We start from the raw sequence: 18,528 nt of genomic DNA, 5'->3' as shown, positions 1-18,528 counted from the left end.
GGTTCAGGTTCCTTCCTTGACGTGATCCGCCTCGGCATGTGCCGTCGGAGGGGGAGAATCGTATCTACGATACTGCGGCGCAAAGGTCCGCGCGTTTTTGAGTTCCGGGAACAGGACGGCCCACAGCGCGGTGATCGCGATCGCACCCGCGCCGCCGAACACCACCGCGCCGGTCGCCCCGAGCAGTGCGGCGGCGATGCCCGACTGCATTTCGCCCAGCTCGTTGGACGCGGAGATCGCCAGGCCCGATATCGCCGAAACGCGGCCGCGCACTTCATCGGGCGTGTTGAGCTGGACCAGCGTGTTGCGGATGAACACCGAGATCATGTCGCCCATGCCCAAGCAGGCGAGGAGCGCCAGCGAGAGGTAGAAATTGCGCGACAGGCCGAACGCGGCGGTGGCAAGGCCATAGGCGACGACGCCCCACAGCATCTTCACGCCCACGTTGTGCCGGATCGGATATTTGGACAGCAGGATCGCGACGGCCGCGGCGCCGAAGGCCGGCGCGGCGCGCATCAGGCCCAGTCCGTCGGCACCGACCGGGTGGCCGTCCACGAACAGTATGTCGCGGGCGAACACCGGAAGCAGCGCGGTCGCGCCGCCCAGCAGGACCGCAAACAGATCGAGCGTGACGCAGCCGAGCAGGAAGCGCTCGTTCCATACGTAGGTCAGGCCTTCCAGGATCTGGCGCAGCGGGTGCCGGTCGCGATTGCCGGGCGGCGGGGGCAGCGGGCGGATGCGGAAAAGCGAGAATGCGCCGATCAGCAGCAGGGCGACGGAGGTCCAGTACGGCGCGGTCGGCGCCAGCGAGAACAGGATGCCGCCCAGCGCGGGGCCGGTAACCGACCCGATCTGCATGGCTAGCGCGTTGATCGCGATTGCCTTCGGCATGAGGTCGGCCGGAACGATGTTCGGCGCGATCGATGCCATCGCCGGGGCGATAAACACGCGCGCGGTGCCATGCAGCGCGCCCAGCGTGAACAGCAGCGGCAGCGAGAGGAGGTCGAATTGCGTCGTCAGCGCAAGCGAACTGGCAACCAGCAGGTCGATCAGGCTGGCCAGCGCAGCCACGTTGCGCCGGTCGAACCGGTCCGCCAGAACACCCGCGACAGGCGTCAGCAGAAACACCGGCAGGAACTGGACGAGGCCGAGAATGCCAAGCTGAAACGCGGCATGGCCGATGCTCATGCCATATTGCGCACGCGCCACGTCATAGAGCTGATAGCCCAGCACCACGACCATGCCGGAGGTCGCGATGACCGAACACAGGCGCGCCAGCCAGAAGCGCCTGTAATCCGGAATGGCGATCGGCGAACGGGGAGTCTCGGGAGAGGAAGTCACGCCGCTGGAATGGCAGCGAGACTTCCTCTTGCCAAGCAAGCAAATCTCGTAAGCGGTCAAATTCTCAATGAGACGGTCACGCGCACGTCGCGCCCGGCGATCGGCACGAAATCGCGCGTTTCCGATGTCGCCAGCCGGCCTTCCACGTTAAGCAGGTTATCGCCCGACAGGATCAGCGAAAGCGCACCATCCTTGCCCATCGGCCGCCAGGTGGCGCTGGCGTTGACGAGTGTGAAGGCGGCCGTCGGGTTCTCGTTGGCGGCCACGCGGTTCTGCGCGGCGTTGTGGATCACCTCGCCACGCAGGCTGAACCGGTCGCTGTTGTATTCCGCGCCGCCGCGCACGCGCAGCGGGGGGATGCGCGGGGCAGGGCCAACGCCGGTCAGTTCCGCGTGGACATAGTCGACGCCGCCGTCGACGGACACCGAACGGTCCCCCCAGTCCAGCGCCTTGACCGAGGCTTCGGCTTCCACGCCACGGAACTTCGCGTCGCCCTGGATGAATTGATAGACGGGGAAGCCTTCCACATCGGCCCCGGTGGGAACAGGCGCGATGAAGTCCTTGAAATCGGTGGCATAGGCCGTGACCGCACCCGCAAAGCGATCGGCATGGTAGCGCACGCCCGCCTCCACGGTATTGCTGCGTTCCTTGCGGAAGGCCGGATTGCCGCTTTCGTAGGACTGCGTGGCATCATGGATGCCGTCGATGAACAGTTCCTCGGCGCTCGGCGCGCGTTCGCCATGGCTGCCGGACAGGCTGATGGTAAGGCTTTCCACGGGATGCCAGGCCAGCCCCAGCCCCGCGGCAAGCTGGTTGAAATCGCGCGTGATTCCGTTCGGGCGCGCCTTCACCGAGGTGTGTTCGTAGCGGCCGCTGGCCTCGAGGTCGAAGGTGCCCACGGAAAGCTGCTGCCGCGTGAACACGGCAAAACGGTTGGTCAGGTTGTCCGGGATCAGGCGTTCATCGCCCACCACGCGCAAGTCCCGGCTGCCATACTGGATGCCGGTCTCGCCGCGCCAGCCACCATGGCGCGCCTGCACCAGTTCCAGGCGCGTTTCGATGCTCTCGTTGAAGAAGCGTGTACCCGCCACGCCGCCTTCGATCTCGGCATGGGTATAATCACCATAGGCTCCCCGGAATTCGAGCTTGTCGAAGAATCCGTCGAGATTGAGGCTGCCGCGCATGTCGTAGCGGGTCTGGCGCAGCGAGATCGACACCGGATCGCCGCTGCCCGCTTCAGGGCGGGGCGGGATGCCATAGTCGCTGGTCAGCCGCGAAACGGAAATGCCCAGGCTACCACCCGCGTCGATGAAGGCGACGCCAGCGCCGAGCGTGGAACCGCGCGCGAAGCTGTTCGCCAGGCGTCCGCGCGCATTGGCCTGCTGGGTCAGCGAAGTCGCGCCATCGGTGTCGCCATCGCTTGCGAGATCCGCCGCGGAGGCCAGCGTGTCGGCGCGCAACTGCGGCGAGAGCACGTTGCCGCCGATGCGCAGGTCGTTGGCGTGGTTGTACGAGGCGTCCACATGCGCGACGAAGCGCGGGGCCAGGGCAACGTCCATCGCCCCGCCGAAGTTGACCGAGTCCGCCGCGGTGCCATAGCTGCCCTGCGCGGTCAGTTCGACCGGCTTGTCGGGCACGCGGCGGGGAATGCGCTTGTCGATCGCGTTGACCGCCCCACCGGCCGGATCGGCGGCATAGAGCAGCACTTCCGGCCCGTGGAGCACATCGATCCGGTCGATGTTCAGCGTATCCAGCGCGACGCCGTGGTCGGCCGAGACGGACGAGGCATCGAGCGAACCAAGGCCGTCGGTCAGCACCTGCACGCGCGGACCGTCAAACCCGCGCAGTACGGGACGCGAGGCGCCGGGCGCGAAACCGCTGGTGGAAACGCCGGGCAACCGGGCGAGCATCGCGCCGATCTGCGGCTGCGTATTGCGGGCTAGGTCTTCGCCGGTGAGCACTACCGGCGCAACGATTACGTCCCGGTCACCGGAGATCAGGCGGCCGGTTACCACGATCGGCGTGTGGCCGGCGTCGTCGGGCGTGCCGGTGGGATGGGCGCTGTCGACATGCCCGTCGGTGCCCTCGGCCGGAGGGGCGGCGGGCGTCTGCGCAAGCGGAGCGGCCAAGGCTGGCGATGCGGCAAGAAAAAGCGCGAGGGCGGAGGAGGAGAGGAATTGACGTTGCAAGGAATCACCCCGGGGTTTGAACTCCGGGTGTTCGTAATGAAATGATATAATATAACAACCCTGAATCGACGAAGCGTCAACAAGGGCGGCGGTCCGCCTTGTGCCGAAGTTAGCCGGGAATCAGCCTTTGCCGCGCAGACGCGGGTTGGGTTGCAGGCTCTTGACCATTTTCAGGAAGTCTTCGGGCCGAATGATGCGTTCGAACTGGAACCCGGTGCGATCATCCTTGGTCCACACGATGAAGGCTTCGATGCGGCCGATCTGCGGAAGGCGCACGGTCACGCGTTCACCCCGGCCAAGATCCGTGACTCCCTGAGCCATGAACCCGTTGGACGAGATGTTGACGATGTGCAGCATCACATCGCCCATGCGACGATGCTCACCGATGACCGGCAGATTCACCGGCTGTCGCGTGGCACGGCGCAGGTCGGTGACTGAAAGCTGGGCTCCGCCAGGCATCGTTCCTCCTCGTCGTGGGAAAGTGGAGCCGATGCTGTAGCTGCGAAATGCCAAATATTCCCTAAACCTGCTTCGGACTTTTTCCGCCTGCTTCAAAAGTTTGCGGTAAAGGGATCAGGCCGGGCGGATGATGCCGTGCTTCTTCTTTCCCGCGGAAATCCGCCGTTCCTGGCCCGCCAGCACGATCTGGAAGCCTTCGTCGGACACGGATTCGCCGTCAATCCGGGCGCCGCTGCCGGCGATAAGGCGTTTTGCCTCGCCACGGCTCGCCGCAAAACCGATACCGACCAGCGCATCGATCAGACTGATAGCGTGTTCCGCGCAGACGAGCGTGGGCAGGTCCTGGCCGATTCCGCCGCCCGCGAACGTGGCGGCCGCGGTGGCTTCGGCGGCGCGGGCCGCTTCCTCGCCACGGACCAGCCGCGTGACTTCGTTGGCGAGCACCACCTTGGCGGCGTTGATCTCGCTGCCCTGCAGCGCTTCGAGCCGCACGATCTCGTCCAGCGGCAGATCCGTGAACAGGCGCAGGAACCGGCCGACATCGCGGTCATCGCTGTTGCGCCAGTATTGCCAGAAGTCCCACGCGGGCAGCGCGTCCTCGTTGAGCCACACGGCCCCGGCGGCCGTCTTGCCCATCTTGGAACCGTCGGCCGTGGTCAGCAGCGGCGTGGTGACGCCGAACACTTCCACCCCGTCCATGCGGCGGGTCAGTTCGATGCCGTTGACGATGTTGCCCCACTGGTCCGATCCGCCCATCTGCAACCGGCAGGCATGCCGCTGCGACAGTTCGCGGAAATCGTAAGCCTGCAGAATCATGTAGTTGAATTCGAGGAACGACAGCGATTGTTCGCGATCCAGCCGCTGCTTGACCGAATCGAAGCTGAGCATCCGGTTGACCGAGAAATGCTGGCCCACCTCGCGCAGGAAGGGGATGTATTCCAGCTTGTCGAGCCAGTCCGCGTTGTCGACCATGATCGCGTCGCTCGGTCCATCGCCGAACGTCAGGAAGCGTTCGAACACGGTCTTAATCGAGGCGACGTTCGCCGCGATCGTATCCGTCGTCAGCAGCTTGCGGGCTTCGTCCTTGAAGCTGGGATCGCCGATCTTGCCGGTGCCGCCGCCCATCAGCACGATCGGCTTGTGCCCGGCCTGCTGCAACCGGCGGAGCAGCATGATCTGGACCATGCTGCCCACGTGCAGCGATGGCGCGGTAGGATCGAAGCCGATATAGCCCGGGATGACCTGCTTCTGCGCCAGCGCATCGAGCGCGGCGGCATCGGTAAGCTGGTGGATGTAGCCACGCTCGTCGAGCAGGCGAAGCAGGGTGGACTTGTATGCGGTCATGGCGGCCTCTTGTCAGGAGCGCGCGCCTAGCACGGAGAAATGCGCTTGGGAACGTTCGAGCTTGTTCAGCACCCCGATCATCCGCCGGTCGCGGTCAGCCGGATCGAGGCGCGGATCACCGGACACGATGCGAACTGGTTGCAGGTGCGCTGGCGGATCGACGGCAGCGAACGGGTGATCGTGCCGCCCTTCGCCGGCAAGGGCCGCGCCGATGGTCTGTGGCAGGCAACGTGCTTCGAGGTGTTTCTGCGCAACCCCGGCGAGGAATCCTATGTCGAACTGAACCTCTCGCCGTCGGAGCGGTGGGCGGCCTATGACCTTTCCGGCTATCGCAGCGGCATGGCCGCGCGGCCGATGCCCCGCGATCTCTCCTGCACCCTGCGGTCCGGTGGGCGCATGATGATCTTCGACGCCGCGATTCCGGTGGCGGGCCTGCCGCCGTGCCCCTGGCAGGTGGCCCTTACGGCGGTGATCGTGGAGGAGGGCGCGCGCACCTCCTACTGGGCGCCGGCCCATGCTCCCGGCAAGGCGGACTTTCACCATCCCGCTTGCTTCGCGCTGTCGGTTGCGGCACCGGGGGCGGCATGAAGTTTGGTATCGATCGCCTCCTCGCCGACCCCGACCTGCGCGCACCGCTGGAAGGAAAGCGCGTCGCTCTTGTCGCGCATCCCGCATCCCTCACGGAGAATCTCGAGCATTCGCTGGACGCCCTGATGGCCTGCCCCGGCATTCGGCTGACGTCCGCGTTCGGGCCGCAGCACGGCCTGAAGGGGGACAAGCAGGACAACATGGTGGAGACCGAGGATTTTCTCGATCCCAATTGCGGCATTCCCGTTTTCAGCCTCTACGGCGAGGTCCGCCGGCCGACGCCGGAGATGATGGACAGCGCTGACGTGTTCCTGTTCGATCTGCAGGATCTGGGGTGCCGCATCTATACCTTCGTCACCACGCTGCTCTACATGCTGGGCGCGGCGGCGAAGCAGGGCAAGGAAGTGTGGGTGCTGGACCGGCCCAATCCGGTGGGGCGCCCGGTCGAAGGCACGGTCCTGCAGCCCGGCTGGGAAAGCTTCGTCGGCGCCGGGGCCATGCCGATGCGGCACGGGCTGACGCTGGGCGAGATGGGGCGCTGGTTCATCGACGAGTTCCGGCTGGATGTCGAATACCGCGTGATCAAGATGGAAGGCTGGCAGCACGAGGCCGCGCCCGGCTTTGGCTGGCCGGACAGCCGCGTCTGGGTGAACCCCAGTCCGAACGCGCCGAACCTCAACATGGCGCGCGCCTATGCCGGCACGGTGATGCTGGAAGGCACCACGCTGTCCGAAGGGCGCGGAACCACGCGTCCGCTCGAAGTGCTGTTCGGCGCGCCTGACCTCAACGCCCGCGCGGTGCTGTCGGAAATGGAGCGGCTGGCGCCCGATTGGCTGGAAGGCTGCGCCTTGCGCGAATGCTGGTTCGAGCCGACGTTCCACAAGCACGAGAAGACGCTGTGCAACGGCCTGATGATCCACGCGGAAAAGGGCTTCTACCATCACTACCGGTTCCGCCCCTGGCGGTTGCAGGCGCTGGCGTTCAAGGCCATTCGCCGCCTGCAGCCGGAATACCAGCTCTGGCGCGAATTTCCCTATGAATACGTCTATGACAAGCTGGCAATCGACGTGATCAACGGCGGGCCTTCGCTGCGCGAATGGGTGGACGATCCCCGCTCGCGCCCCGGTGATCTTGATGATCTGGCGTCGCCCGACGAAAACCGTTGGATCGAGGAACGCCGCCACTATTTCCTGTATTGATGGGGCCTGACCCTAAGCGCCGGCGCTTAGGGTCTCGCCGCAACGTTCCGCCTCAGTGCTTCTTGCGCGTCAGTTCGCGCATGGCGTCGTCCAGCCCTTCCAGCGTCAGCGGATACATCGATCCGCCCACCAGATCGCGGAGCATCTTGGTGGATTGGGAATAGTTCCACTGCTTTTCGGGCACGGGGTTCAGCCACACCGTCGCCGGATAGGTCTGCGCCATGCGGTGCATCCACACCGCGCCGGCTTCCTCGTTGAAATGCTCGACCGACCCGCCGGGATGGCTGATCTCGTAGGGGCTCATCGCCGCGTCGCCGACGAAGATCACCTTGTAGTCGTGGCCGTACTTGTGGAGGATGTCCCAAGTCTGCGTCCGTTCCGACCACCGGCGCTTGTTGTCCTTCCACACGCCTTCGTACAGGCAGTTGTGGAAATAGAAGAATTCCATGTTCTTGAACTCGGCGGTGGCCGCGCTGAACAGCTCCTCCACCAGCTTGATGAACGGGTCCATCGATCCGCCCACGTCCAGGAACAGCAGCAGCTTCACGGCATTGCGCTTTTCCGGGCGCATCCGGATGTCGAGCCAGCCCTGCTTGGCGGTGCCTTCGATGGTGCCTTCGAGGTCCAGCTCGTCGGCATTGCCCTCCCGCGCGAAGCGGCGCAGCCGGCGCAGCGCCACCTTGATGTTGCGCGTGCCCAGTTCCTTGGTGTTGTCGAGGTTCTGGAACTCGCGCTTTTCCCAGACCTTCAGCGCGCGCTTGTGCTTGGACTCGCCGCCGATGCGTACGCCTTCGGGATTGTATCCCGAATTGCCGAACGGGCTGGTGCCGCCGGTGCCAATCCACTTGTTGCCGCCCTGGTGGCGCTTTTCCTGCTCCTCCAGCCGCTTCTTGAGCGTTTCCATGATCTCCTCCCACGATCCCAGGGATTTGATCTTCTCCATTTCCTCGGGCGAGAGGAACTTCTCGGCCACAGCCTTCAGCCAGTCCTCGGGAATATCGACCGGGCGCTGGCCGTAGTCGGTCAGCAGCCCCTTGAAGACCTTGTTGAAGACCTGGTCGAACCGGTCGAGCAGGCCCTCGTCCTTCACGAAGGTGGCGCGCGAAAGGTAGTAGAACGCTTCGGGCGTCTGCTCGATCACGTCCCTTTCCAGCGCTTCCAGCAGCACGAGGTGCTCCTTGAAACTGGCCGGAATGCCGGCGGCGCGCAGTTCGTCGACGAAGTTGAAGAACATTCTCTCAGGCCCTCTCCCGCGGGCGATGAAGCGCCGCGACCAGCACGAACGAAATATACATTAGCAGATACCATGCGCCCAGCTTGGATGGCCCCACCATCGACCAGCCATTGGTCTGGCTCGGATAGATCCATGCGCGCGAAAACGTGGCGATGTTCTCGGCGAACCAGATGAACGCGGCCACCAGAAACCAGCCGAGCAGCAGGGGCATCCAGCGATCGGCGCGCCACACGCGGAACCAGATGCGCGTGCGCAGGAACAGCAGCGCCATCGCGGCAAATAACACGGGGCGGATGTCCGGCAGCCAGTGATGGGTAAAGAAGTTCACATAGATCGCGGCCGCGAGTAGCACGGTTAACCACCGCGCCGGGTAGCGGTCGAAGCGAAAATCGAAGATGCGCCAGACCCGCGCTATATAGCTGCCGACGGCGGCGTACATGAAACCAGAAAACAGGGGTACGCCGCCGATGCGCAACAGGCTGGGCTCCGGGTACTGCCACGATCCTACGGCGGTCTTGAACAGTTCCATCACCGTGCCGACGATGTGGAAGGCCAGAATGACCTTGGCCTCCTCCAGTGTCTCCAGCCGGAACGCCAGCATTCCTGCCTGAATGACCAGGGCGCCCAGCGTGAGCGCGTCATACCGGGCGATCGGGGCGTTCGCGGGCCAAAACTGGTGCGTAAGGAACAGCATTCCCAGCATCAGCCCGCCGAACAGGCAGGCCCATCCCTGCTTGAAGCCGAACAGCAGGAACTCGAACAGCCATGCCGGAAGACCCGGACGCGGATGGATCGCTTCCAGTCGCGCACGGATGGCGGCGAACCGTGTATGCGGCACGCCATCTCGTCCGGAAGAGTGGGGCAGGTTTCCGTGCAACGCCGTCAGGCCGCCGGTGGTTGCGGTGGAGCGGGCGGTTGCGCCGGCCATTGTTCGAGCGCGGGATCGATCTGTGCCCAGGCGGGGGCGTCGTCCGTCCAGATCACCATCTCCGGGCGCAGGCCGTGCGGCTGGTCGAGCACGCCGAAGCGCACCGTCTTCAAGTGCATCCGCGCCGAGCTTTGCCCATAGACCTGCGTGCCGCAGGACGGGCAGAACGAGAAGGTCAGCGTGTTGCCGCTGGCCGCCTTCCAGTCGGACGAGGCCAGCGTGCCCGATACCACCACGTCATCGCCCTGGAAGATCGCGTTATGCGTGGGGCCGCCGGCCCCAAGCCGCTGGCACTGGCGGCACCAGCACTGGCGCGTGGCCAGCGGTTCCCCGGCGATTTCGAGCGTGACCGCGCCGCATGCGCACCGGCCGGTGTAGGTCATGGACATTTCTCCACCCGGCTTTTTGCATGCCGGGTATTGTTAGTGTTACATACAATTTGTAGGGTGCGTCCATAAGGAGAGGACATCCGCACCCATGCTCAAGCTCTACAGTTTCGGCCCTGCCGCCAATTCGCTCAAGCCCCTGCTCACGCTTTACGAAAAGGGCCTGCCGTTTGAAGGACATCGCCTGAACCCGGCGATTTTCGAACATCATTCGGATTGGTTCAAGGCCATCAACCCGCGCGGACAGGTGCCGGCGCTGGTGGACCAGGGCAAGGTCGTCACCGAATCCACGGTGATCTGCGAGTATCTGGAAGACGAGCATCCGACCGAGGTCGCGCTGCGGCCCGCCGACAGCTTCGGCAAGGCGGAGATGCGCGTCTGGACCAAGTGGGTGGACGAATACTTCTGCTGGTGTGTGTCCACCATCGGCTGGCATCGCGGCGTCAGCCACATGGCGCAGCGCCTGTCCGACGCCGAGTTCGAGGAACACCTCAAGAAGATTCCGATCCCCGAACAGCAGGTGAAATGGCGCCGCGCGCGCGAAGGTTTCCCGCAGGACCTGCTCGACGAGGAAATGCGCAAGATCGCGGTGTCGGTGCGGCGCCTCGACGATCACCTGGCCGATCATGAATGGCTGGCGGGCGGCACGTACACACTCGCCGACATCTGCAACTTCGCCATCGCCAACGGCATGCAGAACGGCTTTGCCGAACTGGTCAACACCGGCGACACCCCGCATCTCGTGCGCTGGATCGAACAGATCAACCAGCGCCCGGCGGTGCAGCGCATGTTCGCGGAAGTGCCGATGGAGCGATTGGGGCCGCCGAAATAGGCGCCTTTCAGGTTCGCGCGGAGACGCAAAGGTACGGAGAGACGTTGCCTGACCGAACGGGGCTCTGTCTCTCGCACCTTTGTAAGAAGCCATCTCGCTCAACCCCGAAGGAACTTACCGGGATCAGCTGCCCCGGCGCGCCATGAACGCCAGGCGTTCGAACAGCATGATGTCCTGCTCGTTCTTGAGCAACGCGCCGTGCAGCGGCGGGATCGCCTTGGTGGGATCGCGGTTCTGCAGGACGTCGAGCGGCATGTCCTCGTTGAGCAGCAGCTTCAGCCAGTCGAGCAGTTCGGACGTGCTGGGCTTCTTCTTCAGGCCCGGCACTTCGCGCACTTCGTAGAACACTTCCATCGCCTTGCTCACCAGCATCTTCTGGATGCCGGGGAAGTGAACGTCGATGATCGCCTGCATCGTGTCGCGATCGGGGAACTTGATGTAGTGGAAGAAGCAGCGGCGCAGGAAGGCGTCGGGCAGTTCCTTCTCGTTGTTCGAGGTGATCACCACGATCGGGCGTTCCTGGGCCGCGATGCGTTCCTGCGTCTCGTAGACGTCGAAGCTCATACGGTCGAGTTCCTGCAGCAGGTCGTTCGGGAACTCGATGTCGGCCTTGTCGATCTCGTCGATCAGCAGCACGGGCAGGGTGGGGCTGGTGAACGCCTCCCATAGCTTGCCCTTCTTGATGTAGTTGCGGATGTCGTGGACGCGCTCGTCGCCGAGCTGGCCGTCGCGCAGGCGGGCCACCGCGTCGTATTCGTAGAGGCCCTGCTGCGCCTTGGTGGTGGACTTGATGTTCCATTCGATCAGCGGGGCACCCACCGCCTTGGCGATTTCGTGGGCGAGCACCGTCTTGCCGGTGCCCGGTTCGCCTTTCACCAGCAGCGGACGCCGCAGCAGCACGGCGGCGTTGACGGCCACCTTGAGATCATCGGTGGCGACATAGTTGCTGGTGCCTTCGAAGCGCATGCCTTCCATCCTGTCCTTTTTAATCGCGTGGTTAAGCGATAGGCGGCGTTGTGCCATGTGACAAGAGCCGCAACGGCGGGTTTTGAAACGTTGCCGATGGAGAATTTAAAGCGATTGTTGCGATGCGCGTCCAAGTATTTCCTCATGACTGATATTTCATGATCGGCGGCGATTGCGCCGGCCCGCGCCGGGCTGTAGCCCCGCCGCGATGACAGCGGAGCCCGCGTCCTTGCCTTCCGGTCGATATGGCGCGTCGCGGCGTAGCAGGGGGCCTGCGTTCGTGCTTTCTGCGGCGATCGTCGCGCTGTTGTTCTTCATCATGATCCGGATGGGCGCCTTCACCGGGAACGGACCCGAAGGCGGCGGGCAGCTGGTGGCGGTCAATCTGTCAAAGGAAGCCGAGGCGAGTTCGGCGGGCGCCCGCCAGGCCACGCGCGAGATCAAGGCCAGCGAGCGGACGCAGCAGGCCTCGCAAACGCCAAGGCCGGTCATGCCGCCCCATGTGTCGGTGCCGTCGGAAAACAAGGTCGATTGGCCGCCGGGCTTCATCCACATGAGCCGGGCGGACCTTGCGGCGGCCGACATCGGCAAGATGGCCAAGCGCGGGGATGCCGGCAGCAGCGGCAGTGCGTCGGGTTCGGCGGGCGGATCGGCCGGCGGGCAGGGCGACGGCCCCAACGGCGCGCGGCTCTATGCCGCCGAATGGTATCGCGAACCGCGCGACGCGGAAATTGCCGGCTACCTGCCGCAGGGCCGTCCTCCGGGCCAATGGGGCATGATCGCCTGCCGCACGATCGAGCAATACCACGTCGAGGATTGCCGGGAACTCGACGAATCCCCGCGCGGATCGGGCATCGCCCGCGCCCTGCGGCAGGCGTCCTGGCAGTTCCTGGTCCGCCCGCCGCGCGTGGACGGCAAGCCGATGATCGGCGCCTGGGTGCGCATCCGCTTCGATTTCAGGCCGGCGAAGCGGGATGACGACGCGGCGGGTAACGGGCCGTCCGACGGCGGCTGACCGACGTTATTCGTCTTCCGTTTTCCGCGACAGGAAGCGGCGCAGGCGCGGTATCGGCAGGACGCGCCACAAGACAAGCAGCACAATCAGCAGGGCAACCCATGGAGCGCCGATGCCGACGATGAAGACCACCAGCGCCACCATCGTGCGCAAGCTGGACCAGGAGGCCTGCGCCACCCCGGCGAACGGGTTGTCGCCCCACACGAAGCTGCCACCGCCGGCATAAGTGAAGGTCATCGGCGTGCTCGCCAATCGCACCGCGCCGGTTGTCTGGGCATCGCGTTCCGCCGCGATCTTCGCGCGCAACGCGCCGGCCTGCTGGTTCAATTCCGCCCGTTCGCGATCTCCCAGGCCACCCTTGGCGAGTTTGGCCTCGATCTGGTTGAGATCAGCCTGCGCGTCCGAGCCGCGTTTCTGGGCGGCCGCGATGTCAGACCCCACGTCCTGTCCTTCGATCGCGGCGCGGATCAGCTTGCCGTCGGCGTGTTCCACCGCCGCGATGCCCTCCTTGCCAAATGCGCGGGCAAGATCGGGGGCCAACTTGAATTGGAGGCTGGCGCTGACGCTATCGTTACGCACCAGCGCATAATGCATGCCGGTGATGCGGCACCGTTCCGGGCCAAGCTTTTCGCAGGCGGCGGCGTGCTGCTCCTGCACGCCCGCGATCGCCTTGTCGGGAAGGGCGAAGTCATAGTGATAATTGAAAGCCACTCCCGGTGCCGCTGATGGCGCTATCCCGGGTACGCTGGAGACCGCACTTTCCGAAGGGGCTTCGGGCGCCTTTTCGCCGCACCCGGCAAGCAAAAGAGAGCAGATTGATGTTGCGGACAGAAGGAAGGAACGAACGCCGACGCGCATGTTTGTCTCCCGAATGCTCCGCCGGAGGGCGGTGGCGGGAGAAATTACTACTTAATCAGTAGAGATTGTCAATCGAGCCTGCGTCGGCGTTACATCCATTTGCGCGGGAACGATCAGTACCCGTGCCCGCGAGAGTGCCGGCCGTCGCGCGGTCCGCCTCCATGCGGATAGCTGGGCATGTGATAGTCGCGGCGGGGCTGGAAATTGCCGCGAAACTCCTGATAGCGACCGCCGGGGGGAGGTGCGTCCCGGCGGAAGTGATTGCGGTCGCCGCGGACGAAGGCGCGTGCGCCGGGGGTCGAGCGATAGTAGAAAAAGCCGTCGCGTCCCCAGTAGCCGTCGTAGATCGGGCCGTAATACCCGTCATACCAGCCATTGTAGGCGTAGGGCGAACCCCAGCCCACGCTGGTGCCGTATTCGCCGTAGTATCCATCCGACGCGCAGGCGGACAGGCCAAGTGCCAAGGGCAGGGCGAGCAGGGTGATGGAACGCTTCATGGCAAATCTCCGGAATCCGCCGCTGTTCGCGAGCGGTCTTGGTCCCACCCTTGTCTGGATAGGACGGCCGATCTTAGCCATGGGTGAACGGTTGACGGGACGTTCGGGTTCCGGGCCGGGGCCGGGTTCCGGGCACGTCAGGCGTCGATCAGTTCCGGGTCGACCTCGCTCGCGCGGTTCTGGATGAACATGAAGCGGTGTTCCGGATTGCGGCCCATCAGGCGGTCGACCAGATCCTTCACCGCCGCGCGGCCTTCGTATTCCGGCGGCAGCGTGATGCGGATCAGCGAGCGGCTGGCCGGGCTCATAGTCGTTTCGCGAAGCTGCTGCGGGTTCATTTCGCCCAGCCCCTTGAAGCGGGCGACTTCCACTTTCTTGCCCTTGAACTTCGTCGCTTCCAGTTGGGCGCGGTGCGCATCGTCCTTGGCATAGGCCGATGTGTTGCCGCTGGTCAGGCGATAGAGCGGCGGCTGCGCCAGATAGAGATGCCCGCGCCGCACCACGTCGGGCATTTCCTGGAAGAAGAACGTCATCAGCAGCGTGGCGATATGCGCGCCGTCGACATCGGCATCGGTCATGATGATGATGCGGTCGTACCGCAGTGCATCCGGGTTGCAGTCCTTGCGGCTGCCGCAGCCCAGCGCCAGGATCAGGTCGGCGATTTCCTGGTTGGCGCGGATCTTGTCGCTGGTGGCGCTGGCGACGTTGAGGATCTTGCCGCGGATCGGCAGGATCGCCTGAGTCTTGCGGTCGCGCGCCTGCTTGGCGCTGCCGCCGGCCGAATCGCCTTCGACGATGAACAGTTCGGTCTCGCCATCGCCTTCGCCGGAACAGTCGGTCAGCTTGCCCGGCAGGCGCAGCTTGCGCGCGTTGGTGGCGGTCTTGCGCTTGACCTCGCGCTCCGCCTTCCGGCGAAGCCGTTCGTCCATGCGTTCCATCACCGCGCCCAGCAGCGCCTTGCCGCGCTCCATGTTGTCGGTCAGGAAGTGATCGAAATGGTCGCGCACCGCGTTTTCGACGAGGCGCGCGGCTTCCGGAGACGTCAGGCGGTCCTTGGTCTGGCTCTGGAACTGGGGATCGCGCACGAACACCGAAAGCATGACCTCGCTGCCGGTGATCATGTCTTCCGGGGCGATGTCCTTGGCTTTCTTCTGCCCGATAAGTTCGGCGAAGGCACGGATGCCCTTGGTCAGCGCCGCGCGCAGGCCCTGTTCGTGCGTGCCGCCATCGGGCGTGGGAATGGTGTTGCAGTACCAGCTATACGAGCCGTCGGACCACAGCGGCCAGGCGATCGCCCATTCCACGCGGCCCATTTCCTGCCCGTCCGGCCCGGCGGGAAAATCCTGCGAACCGGTGAAGGGCACCGACGTCACGCATTCGCGCGCGCCGACCTGTTCCGCAAGGTGATCGGCAAGGCCGCCGGGGAACTGGAACACGGCTTCCGCCGGCACGTCTTCCGAAGCCAGCGATGCCGCGCACTTCCAGCGGATTTCGACGCCGGCGAAAAGATAGGCCTTGGACCGCGCCAGCCGGAACAGCCGCGCCGGCTTGAACCGGGCGTCCGCGCCGAAGATTTCGGGATCGGGCACAAAGGTGACCGACGTGCCGCGCCGGTTGGGTGCGTTGCCGATTTTCTCCAGCGGACCCGTGGGATGCCCGCGCGAGAACTCCTGCGCGTAAAGCTCCTTGTTGCGGGCCACTTCGATGCGCGTCAGCGTCGACAGCGCGTTGACCACGCTGACGCCCACGCCGTGGAGGCCACCCGAGGTGGCATAGGCCTTGCCGGAGAACTTGCCGCCCGAGTGAAGCGTGGTGAGGATCACTTCGAGCGCCGACTTGCCCGGATACTTCGGATGCTCGTCAACCGGGATGCCGCGCCCGTTGTCGGTGATGGTCAGCCGCCCGGCCGTGCCCGGCTCTTCCTCCAGCGTCACCTCGATGCGGTTGGCATGGCCGGCGACGGCCTCGTCCATCGCGTTGTCGAGCACTTCGGCGGCAAGATGATGCAGCGCGCGTTCGTCCGTGCCGCCGATATACATGCCGGGACGGCGACGAACGGGTTCGAGCCCCTCCAGCACCTCGATCGCGGAGCCATCGTAGCTTTCGGCGCTGGATACCGGCGCCTTGTCGAACAGGTCGTCAGCCATATGGAACGGCTATAGAACATCCGTGAATCCGGACGCAAGCCGGGAGCCCACCTTAATAGGCGCAATTTCGGCGCAAAGGCGCGGATAACTTGTCGGGCCTGACGATTTCCCGGAGGACGCGTCCGCGTCAGAGGGTGAAGCGGGCCGGCGCCGGGCTTACCGTCGTAAAGGTGCCCGCGCCTACCTCGCGCACTTCCATGGCGCGCTCGGCCACGCCGAACTGGTTGAAGCGGAACACGCCGTCCAGGCCGATGAACCCGTCGCGGTCATAGAGCTTGGCGGTGGGGAAGATCGTTCCCGGCTTCCAGGTGCGGCCCACGTTGAGCGTCAGCAGCACGCTGTCGTAACCCAGCGTGGCGATGCGCGAGGGCGATGCGCCATAGCGGCGGCGATAGCTCTGTTCGAACTGGCCGAAGCGCGCGTCGGATACCGTGGCGAACCACGCGCCGCGCATGGCGGCGCTGCGTGCGATCCCGGCATCGCCGGCCCACAGTTCGGTGCCGAGCAGGCGCGTGCCGCCGGCCGCCGGCGCGGCCTGGAGCGCGATGCGCGCGCTGTCCGCGATCAGCAGCGCATCGACCGGGGCCTTGGCCAGCAGGCGGCGCACCGCGCTGGCGACCGAAGTATTGCTGCGGTCATAGGTTTCGGTGGCGGTTACCGTCACGCCGCTGGCGCGCGCGGCTTCGGTCAGCGCGTTCATCGCCCGCTGGCCGTAGATGCCCGTGGGGATGATCGCGCCGATGCGGTTTACGCCGCGGCTCTTGGCGAAACTGACGACGCGCGCGACCGACTGGCCGGGAACCTGCCCGAGCACGAAGACGTCGCGGTCGGCCACGCTCACGTCGTTGGAATAGGTGATCATCGGCACCTTGGCCGGCCGCGCAACTCCGGAAACGGCGACGACGTCTTCGGCCAGCAGCGGGCCGAGGATCAGGCGGTTGCCGTCGAGAATGGCCTTGTTCGCGGCCGCGCCCGCTCCGGCCGCCGTATCGTAGGTGGTGATGCGCAGGTTCTGCGCGTTGGTATCGAGCAGCGCCATCATCGCCGCATTGGCGATCGACTGGCCGACCGATGCGTTCGGCCCCGTCATGGGCACCAGCAGCGCGACGCGGTGGCGCGAGGCATCGGTGGGCAGGACATTGGCCTGCGGTGCGGTTTCGGTCGGTTCCGGCCTGGGCGCTGCCGGCCCCTGCGGCTTGGGAATGACGGTACACGCGGCGAGCGCGGCCATGGCGCCCATCACGAGAAAACGCCGCCCCATCCGGACGGATCCGACCCATTGACCTTTCAACATCGCTTGCCCGTTCCCAATGACCCGGCCATGGAAGGCGCATGACCACGCCTTCGCTTATGGAGCCCGGGCTCTATATTGTCGCCACGCCCATTGGCAATCTCGGCGACATTACCAGACGCGCCGCCGAAACGCTTGCCTCTTGTGCGGTTATAGCGTGCGAAGACACGCGCGTCACGGCTAAGTTGTTGAATCATCTTGGCATCAAGAAGCCATTGCGGCGGTATGACGATCATGCCGGAGAAGAGGCACGCGAGCGATTACTCGCCGAAATGGCGGAAAAACCGGTTGTGCTGGTGAGCGATGCGGGCACGCCGCTGATTTCCGATCCCGGCTATCGCCTGGTGCGGGAAGCGCGCGCGCGCGGGATCGCCGTCACCAGCTTGCCGGGGCCTAGCGCGATGATCACCGCGCTGACCATCGCCGGCTTGCCGACCGACCGTTTCCTGTTCGCGGGGTTCCTGCCGTCGAAGGACAAGGCGCGAGGCGACGTGCTGGCGAGTTTCGCCGCCGTCCCCGCAACGCTGGTGTTCTACGAAACCGGGCCGCGCCTTGTCGCCTCGCTGGAAGCCATGGCGACCGTGCTGCCGGGGCGGGAAGTTGCTGTGGCGCGGGAACTGACCAAGCTGCACGAGGAATGCCGGACGGGCACGGCGGCGGACCTTGCCGATCACTACCGCGCGCACCCGCCCAAGGGCGAGATCGTGCTGCTCGCCGGCCCGCCCGCCGCGCCCGAGGCGCCGGACGAGGACGTCGTCGAAGCCGAACTGCGCGCCGCGCTCGCCGAATTGCCGCCCTCGCAGGCGGCCGCCCGCGTGGCGAAGAAGCACGGGCTCGATCGCAAGGCGCTCTATGCACAGGCGATGGCGCTCAAGGCATGAGCCGCCACCGTGACCGGGCCGTGGCCGAACGGCAGGGCCGGCGCGGCGAGGCGCTGGCGGGCCTGTGGCTGCGCCTGAAGGGATGGCGCATTCTCGCCCGGCGTCAGCGGATCGGCGTGGGCGAGGTGGACATCGTCGCGCGGCGCGGCCGCACGCTGGCTTTCGTCGAGGTCAAGTGGCGGCGCAGCGGCGAAGCGCTCGACCTTGCTATCGATGCCCGCCGCCTGCAACGCGTGGCGCGCGCCGCCGAAGCGATCGCGCCGCGCTTTGCCAGACCCGGCGATGTCCTGCGAATTGACGTGATCCTCCTTGCGCCAGGCCGCTGGCCACGCCACATGGCGAACGTCTGGCAGCCATGACGGCGCCTTCACGG

18 protein-coding genes are annotated in these 18,528 nt (G+C 65.5%); 6 read left to right on the top strand and 12 right to left on the bottom strand.

Annotation, left to right across the window (positions count from 1 at the left end; genetic code table 11):
- Positions 1-3: 3 nt before the first annotated feature.
- The 4 genes from FA702_RS03370 to tyrS form a co-directional block, all read right to left on the bottom strand.
- Complete coding sequence (locus tag FA702_RS03370) at positions 4-1,341, bottom strand: MFS transporter (RefSeq protein WP_136955025.1); 1,338 nt, start codon at positions 1,339-1,341, stop codon at positions 4-6.
- Between the two features lie 56 nt (positions 1,342-1,397).
- Entirely contained in the window at positions 1,398-3,470 is a 2,073-nt protein-coding gene (locus FA702_RS03365) for a TonB-dependent receptor (RefSeq protein WP_255504693.1), read from the bottom strand.
- Positions 3,471-3,650: 180 nt separating this feature from the next.
- Positions 3,651-3,989, bottom strand: a complete 339-nt coding sequence (locus tag FA702_RS03360) for a PilZ domain-containing protein (protein WP_136955024.1) — start codon at positions 3,987-3,989, stop codon at positions 3,651-3,653.
- A gap of 114 nt (positions 3,990-4,103) precedes the next feature.
- Positions 4,104-5,333, bottom strand: a complete 1,230-nt coding sequence (gene tyrS / locus FA702_RS03355) for a tyrosine--tRNA ligase (protein WP_136955023.1) — start codon at positions 5,331-5,333, stop codon at positions 4,104-4,106.
- A gap of 39 nt (positions 5,334-5,372) precedes the next feature.
- Here tyrS and FA702_RS03350 point away from each other — a divergent pair, with 39 nt between their 5' ends.
- Complete coding sequence (locus tag FA702_RS03350; protein ID WP_136955022.1) at positions 5,373-5,921, top strand: DOMON-like domain-containing protein; 549 nt, start codon at positions 5,373-5,375, stop codon at positions 5,919-5,921.
- Positions 5,918-7,120 (top strand): exo-beta-N-acetylmuramidase NamZ domain-containing protein, encoded by a 1,203-nt coding sequence (locus tag FA702_RS03345; RefSeq protein ID WP_136955021.1) that lies wholly within the window; start codon positions 5,918-5,920, stop codon positions 7,118-7,120. Before FA702_RS03350 ends, FA702_RS03345 begins: the two co-directional genes overlap by 4 nt.
- Before the next feature lie 52 nt (positions 7,121-7,172).
- On the opposite strand, the gene FA702_RS03340 is transcribed toward FA702_RS03345, so the two are convergent.
- Genes FA702_RS03340 through FA702_RS03330 form a run of 3 tightly spaced genes read right to left on the bottom strand, consistent with a single transcriptional unit; the run spans position 7,173 to position 9,665 of the window.
- Positions 7,173-8,354 carry a VWA domain-containing protein gene (locus FA702_RS03340; RefSeq protein WP_136955020.1) on the bottom strand — a complete coding sequence of 394 codons (1,182 nt, stop codon included), beginning with the start codon at positions 8,352-8,354 and terminating at the stop codon, positions 7,173-7,175.
- 4 nt (positions 8,355-8,358) lie between these two features.
- Positions 8,359-9,192 (bottom strand): DUF817 domain-containing protein, encoded by an 834-nt coding sequence (locus tag FA702_RS03335; protein ID WP_255504692.1) that lies wholly within the window; start codon positions 9,190-9,192, stop codon positions 8,359-8,361.
- A 44-nt stretch (positions 9,193-9,236) separates the two neighbouring features.
- Positions 9,237-9,665: a GFA family protein gene (locus FA702_RS03330; protein ID WP_136955018.1), complete on the bottom strand. Its 429-nt coding sequence runs from the start codon at positions 9,663-9,665 to the stop codon at positions 9,237-9,239.
- Positions 9,666-9,759: 94 nt separating this feature from the next.
- Here FA702_RS03330 and FA702_RS03325 point away from each other — a divergent pair, with 94 nt between their 5' ends.
- A complete protein-coding gene (locus FA702_RS03325; RefSeq protein ID WP_136955017.1) occupies positions 9,760-10,500 on the top strand; it encodes a glutathione S-transferase family protein in 741 nt (246 codons plus the stop codon).
- A 123-nt stretch (positions 10,501-10,623) separates the two neighbouring features.
- Here the strand turns inward: FA702_RS03325 and FA702_RS03320 are convergent, their stop codons facing one another.
- A complete protein-coding gene (locus FA702_RS03320) occupies positions 10,624-11,466 on the bottom strand; it encodes a MoxR family ATPase (RefSeq protein ID WP_136955016.1) in 843 nt (280 codons plus the stop codon).
- Between the two features lie 280 nt (positions 11,467-11,746).
- Between FA702_RS03320 and FA702_RS03315 the strand changes: the two genes are divergently transcribed.
- Positions 11,747-12,481, top strand: coding sequence for a hypothetical protein (locus tag FA702_RS03315; protein ID WP_255504691.1), 735 nt, complete (start codon positions 11,747-11,749; stop codon positions 12,479-12,481).
- Positions 12,482-12,487: 6 nt separating this feature from the next.
- On the opposite strand, the gene FA702_RS03310 is transcribed toward FA702_RS03315, so the two are convergent.
- The 4 genes from FA702_RS03310 to FA702_RS03295 all read right to left on the bottom strand — a co-directional run bounded on the left by FA702_RS03310 (position 12,488) and on the right by FA702_RS03295 (position 17,244).
- Positions 12,488-13,192: a hypothetical protein gene (locus FA702_RS03310; RefSeq protein ID WP_136955014.1), complete on the bottom strand. Its 705-nt coding sequence runs from the start codon at positions 13,190-13,192 to the stop codon at positions 12,488-12,490.
- A gap of 260 nt (positions 13,193-13,452) precedes the next feature.
- Complete coding sequence (locus tag FA702_RS03305; protein ID WP_136955013.1) at positions 13,453-13,836, bottom strand: hypothetical protein; 384 nt, start codon at positions 13,834-13,836, stop codon at positions 13,453-13,455.
- Between the two features lie 137 nt (positions 13,837-13,973).
- Positions 13,974-15,983 (bottom strand): DNA topoisomerase IV subunit B, encoded by a 2,010-nt coding sequence (gene parE, locus FA702_RS03300; protein ID WP_136955012.1) that lies wholly within the window; start codon positions 15,981-15,983, stop codon positions 13,974-13,976.
- A 127-nt stretch (positions 15,984-16,110) separates the two neighbouring features.
- Positions 16,111-17,244, bottom strand: coding sequence for a penicillin-binding protein activator (locus FA702_RS03295; protein ID WP_136955011.1), 1,134 nt, complete (start codon positions 17,242-17,244; stop codon positions 16,111-16,113).
- Between the two features lie 71 nt (positions 17,245-17,315).
- On the opposite strand from FA702_RS03295, the gene rsmI reads away from it, so the two are divergent.
- Together rsmI and FA702_RS03285 are read left to right on the top strand one after the other, a co-directional pair.
- Positions 17,316-18,155, top strand: a complete 840-nt coding sequence (gene rsmI / locus FA702_RS03290) for a 16S rRNA (cytidine(1402)-2'-O)-methyltransferase (RefSeq protein ID WP_125955377.1) — start codon at positions 17,316-17,318, stop codon at positions 18,153-18,155.
- Positions 18,152-18,514 carry a YraN family protein gene (locus tag FA702_RS03285; RefSeq protein ID WP_136955010.1) on the top strand — a complete coding sequence of 121 codons (363 nt, stop codon included), beginning with the start codon at positions 18,152-18,154 and terminating at the stop codon, positions 18,512-18,514. The genes rsmI and FA702_RS03285 overlap by 4 nt, the downstream gene beginning before the upstream one ends.
- The last annotated feature ends 14 nt before the right edge of the window (positions 18,515-18,528 follow it).

Origin of the sequence: Novosphingobium sp. EMRT-2 (genome assembly GCF_005145025.1) — a bacterium.
GTDB lineage: Bacteria > Pseudomonadota > Alphaproteobacteria > Sphingomonadales > Sphingomonadaceae > Novosphingobium.
The sequence above is the reverse complement of the archived record's forward strand: the minus strand, read 5'-3'. Positions and strand labels throughout refer to the sequence as shown.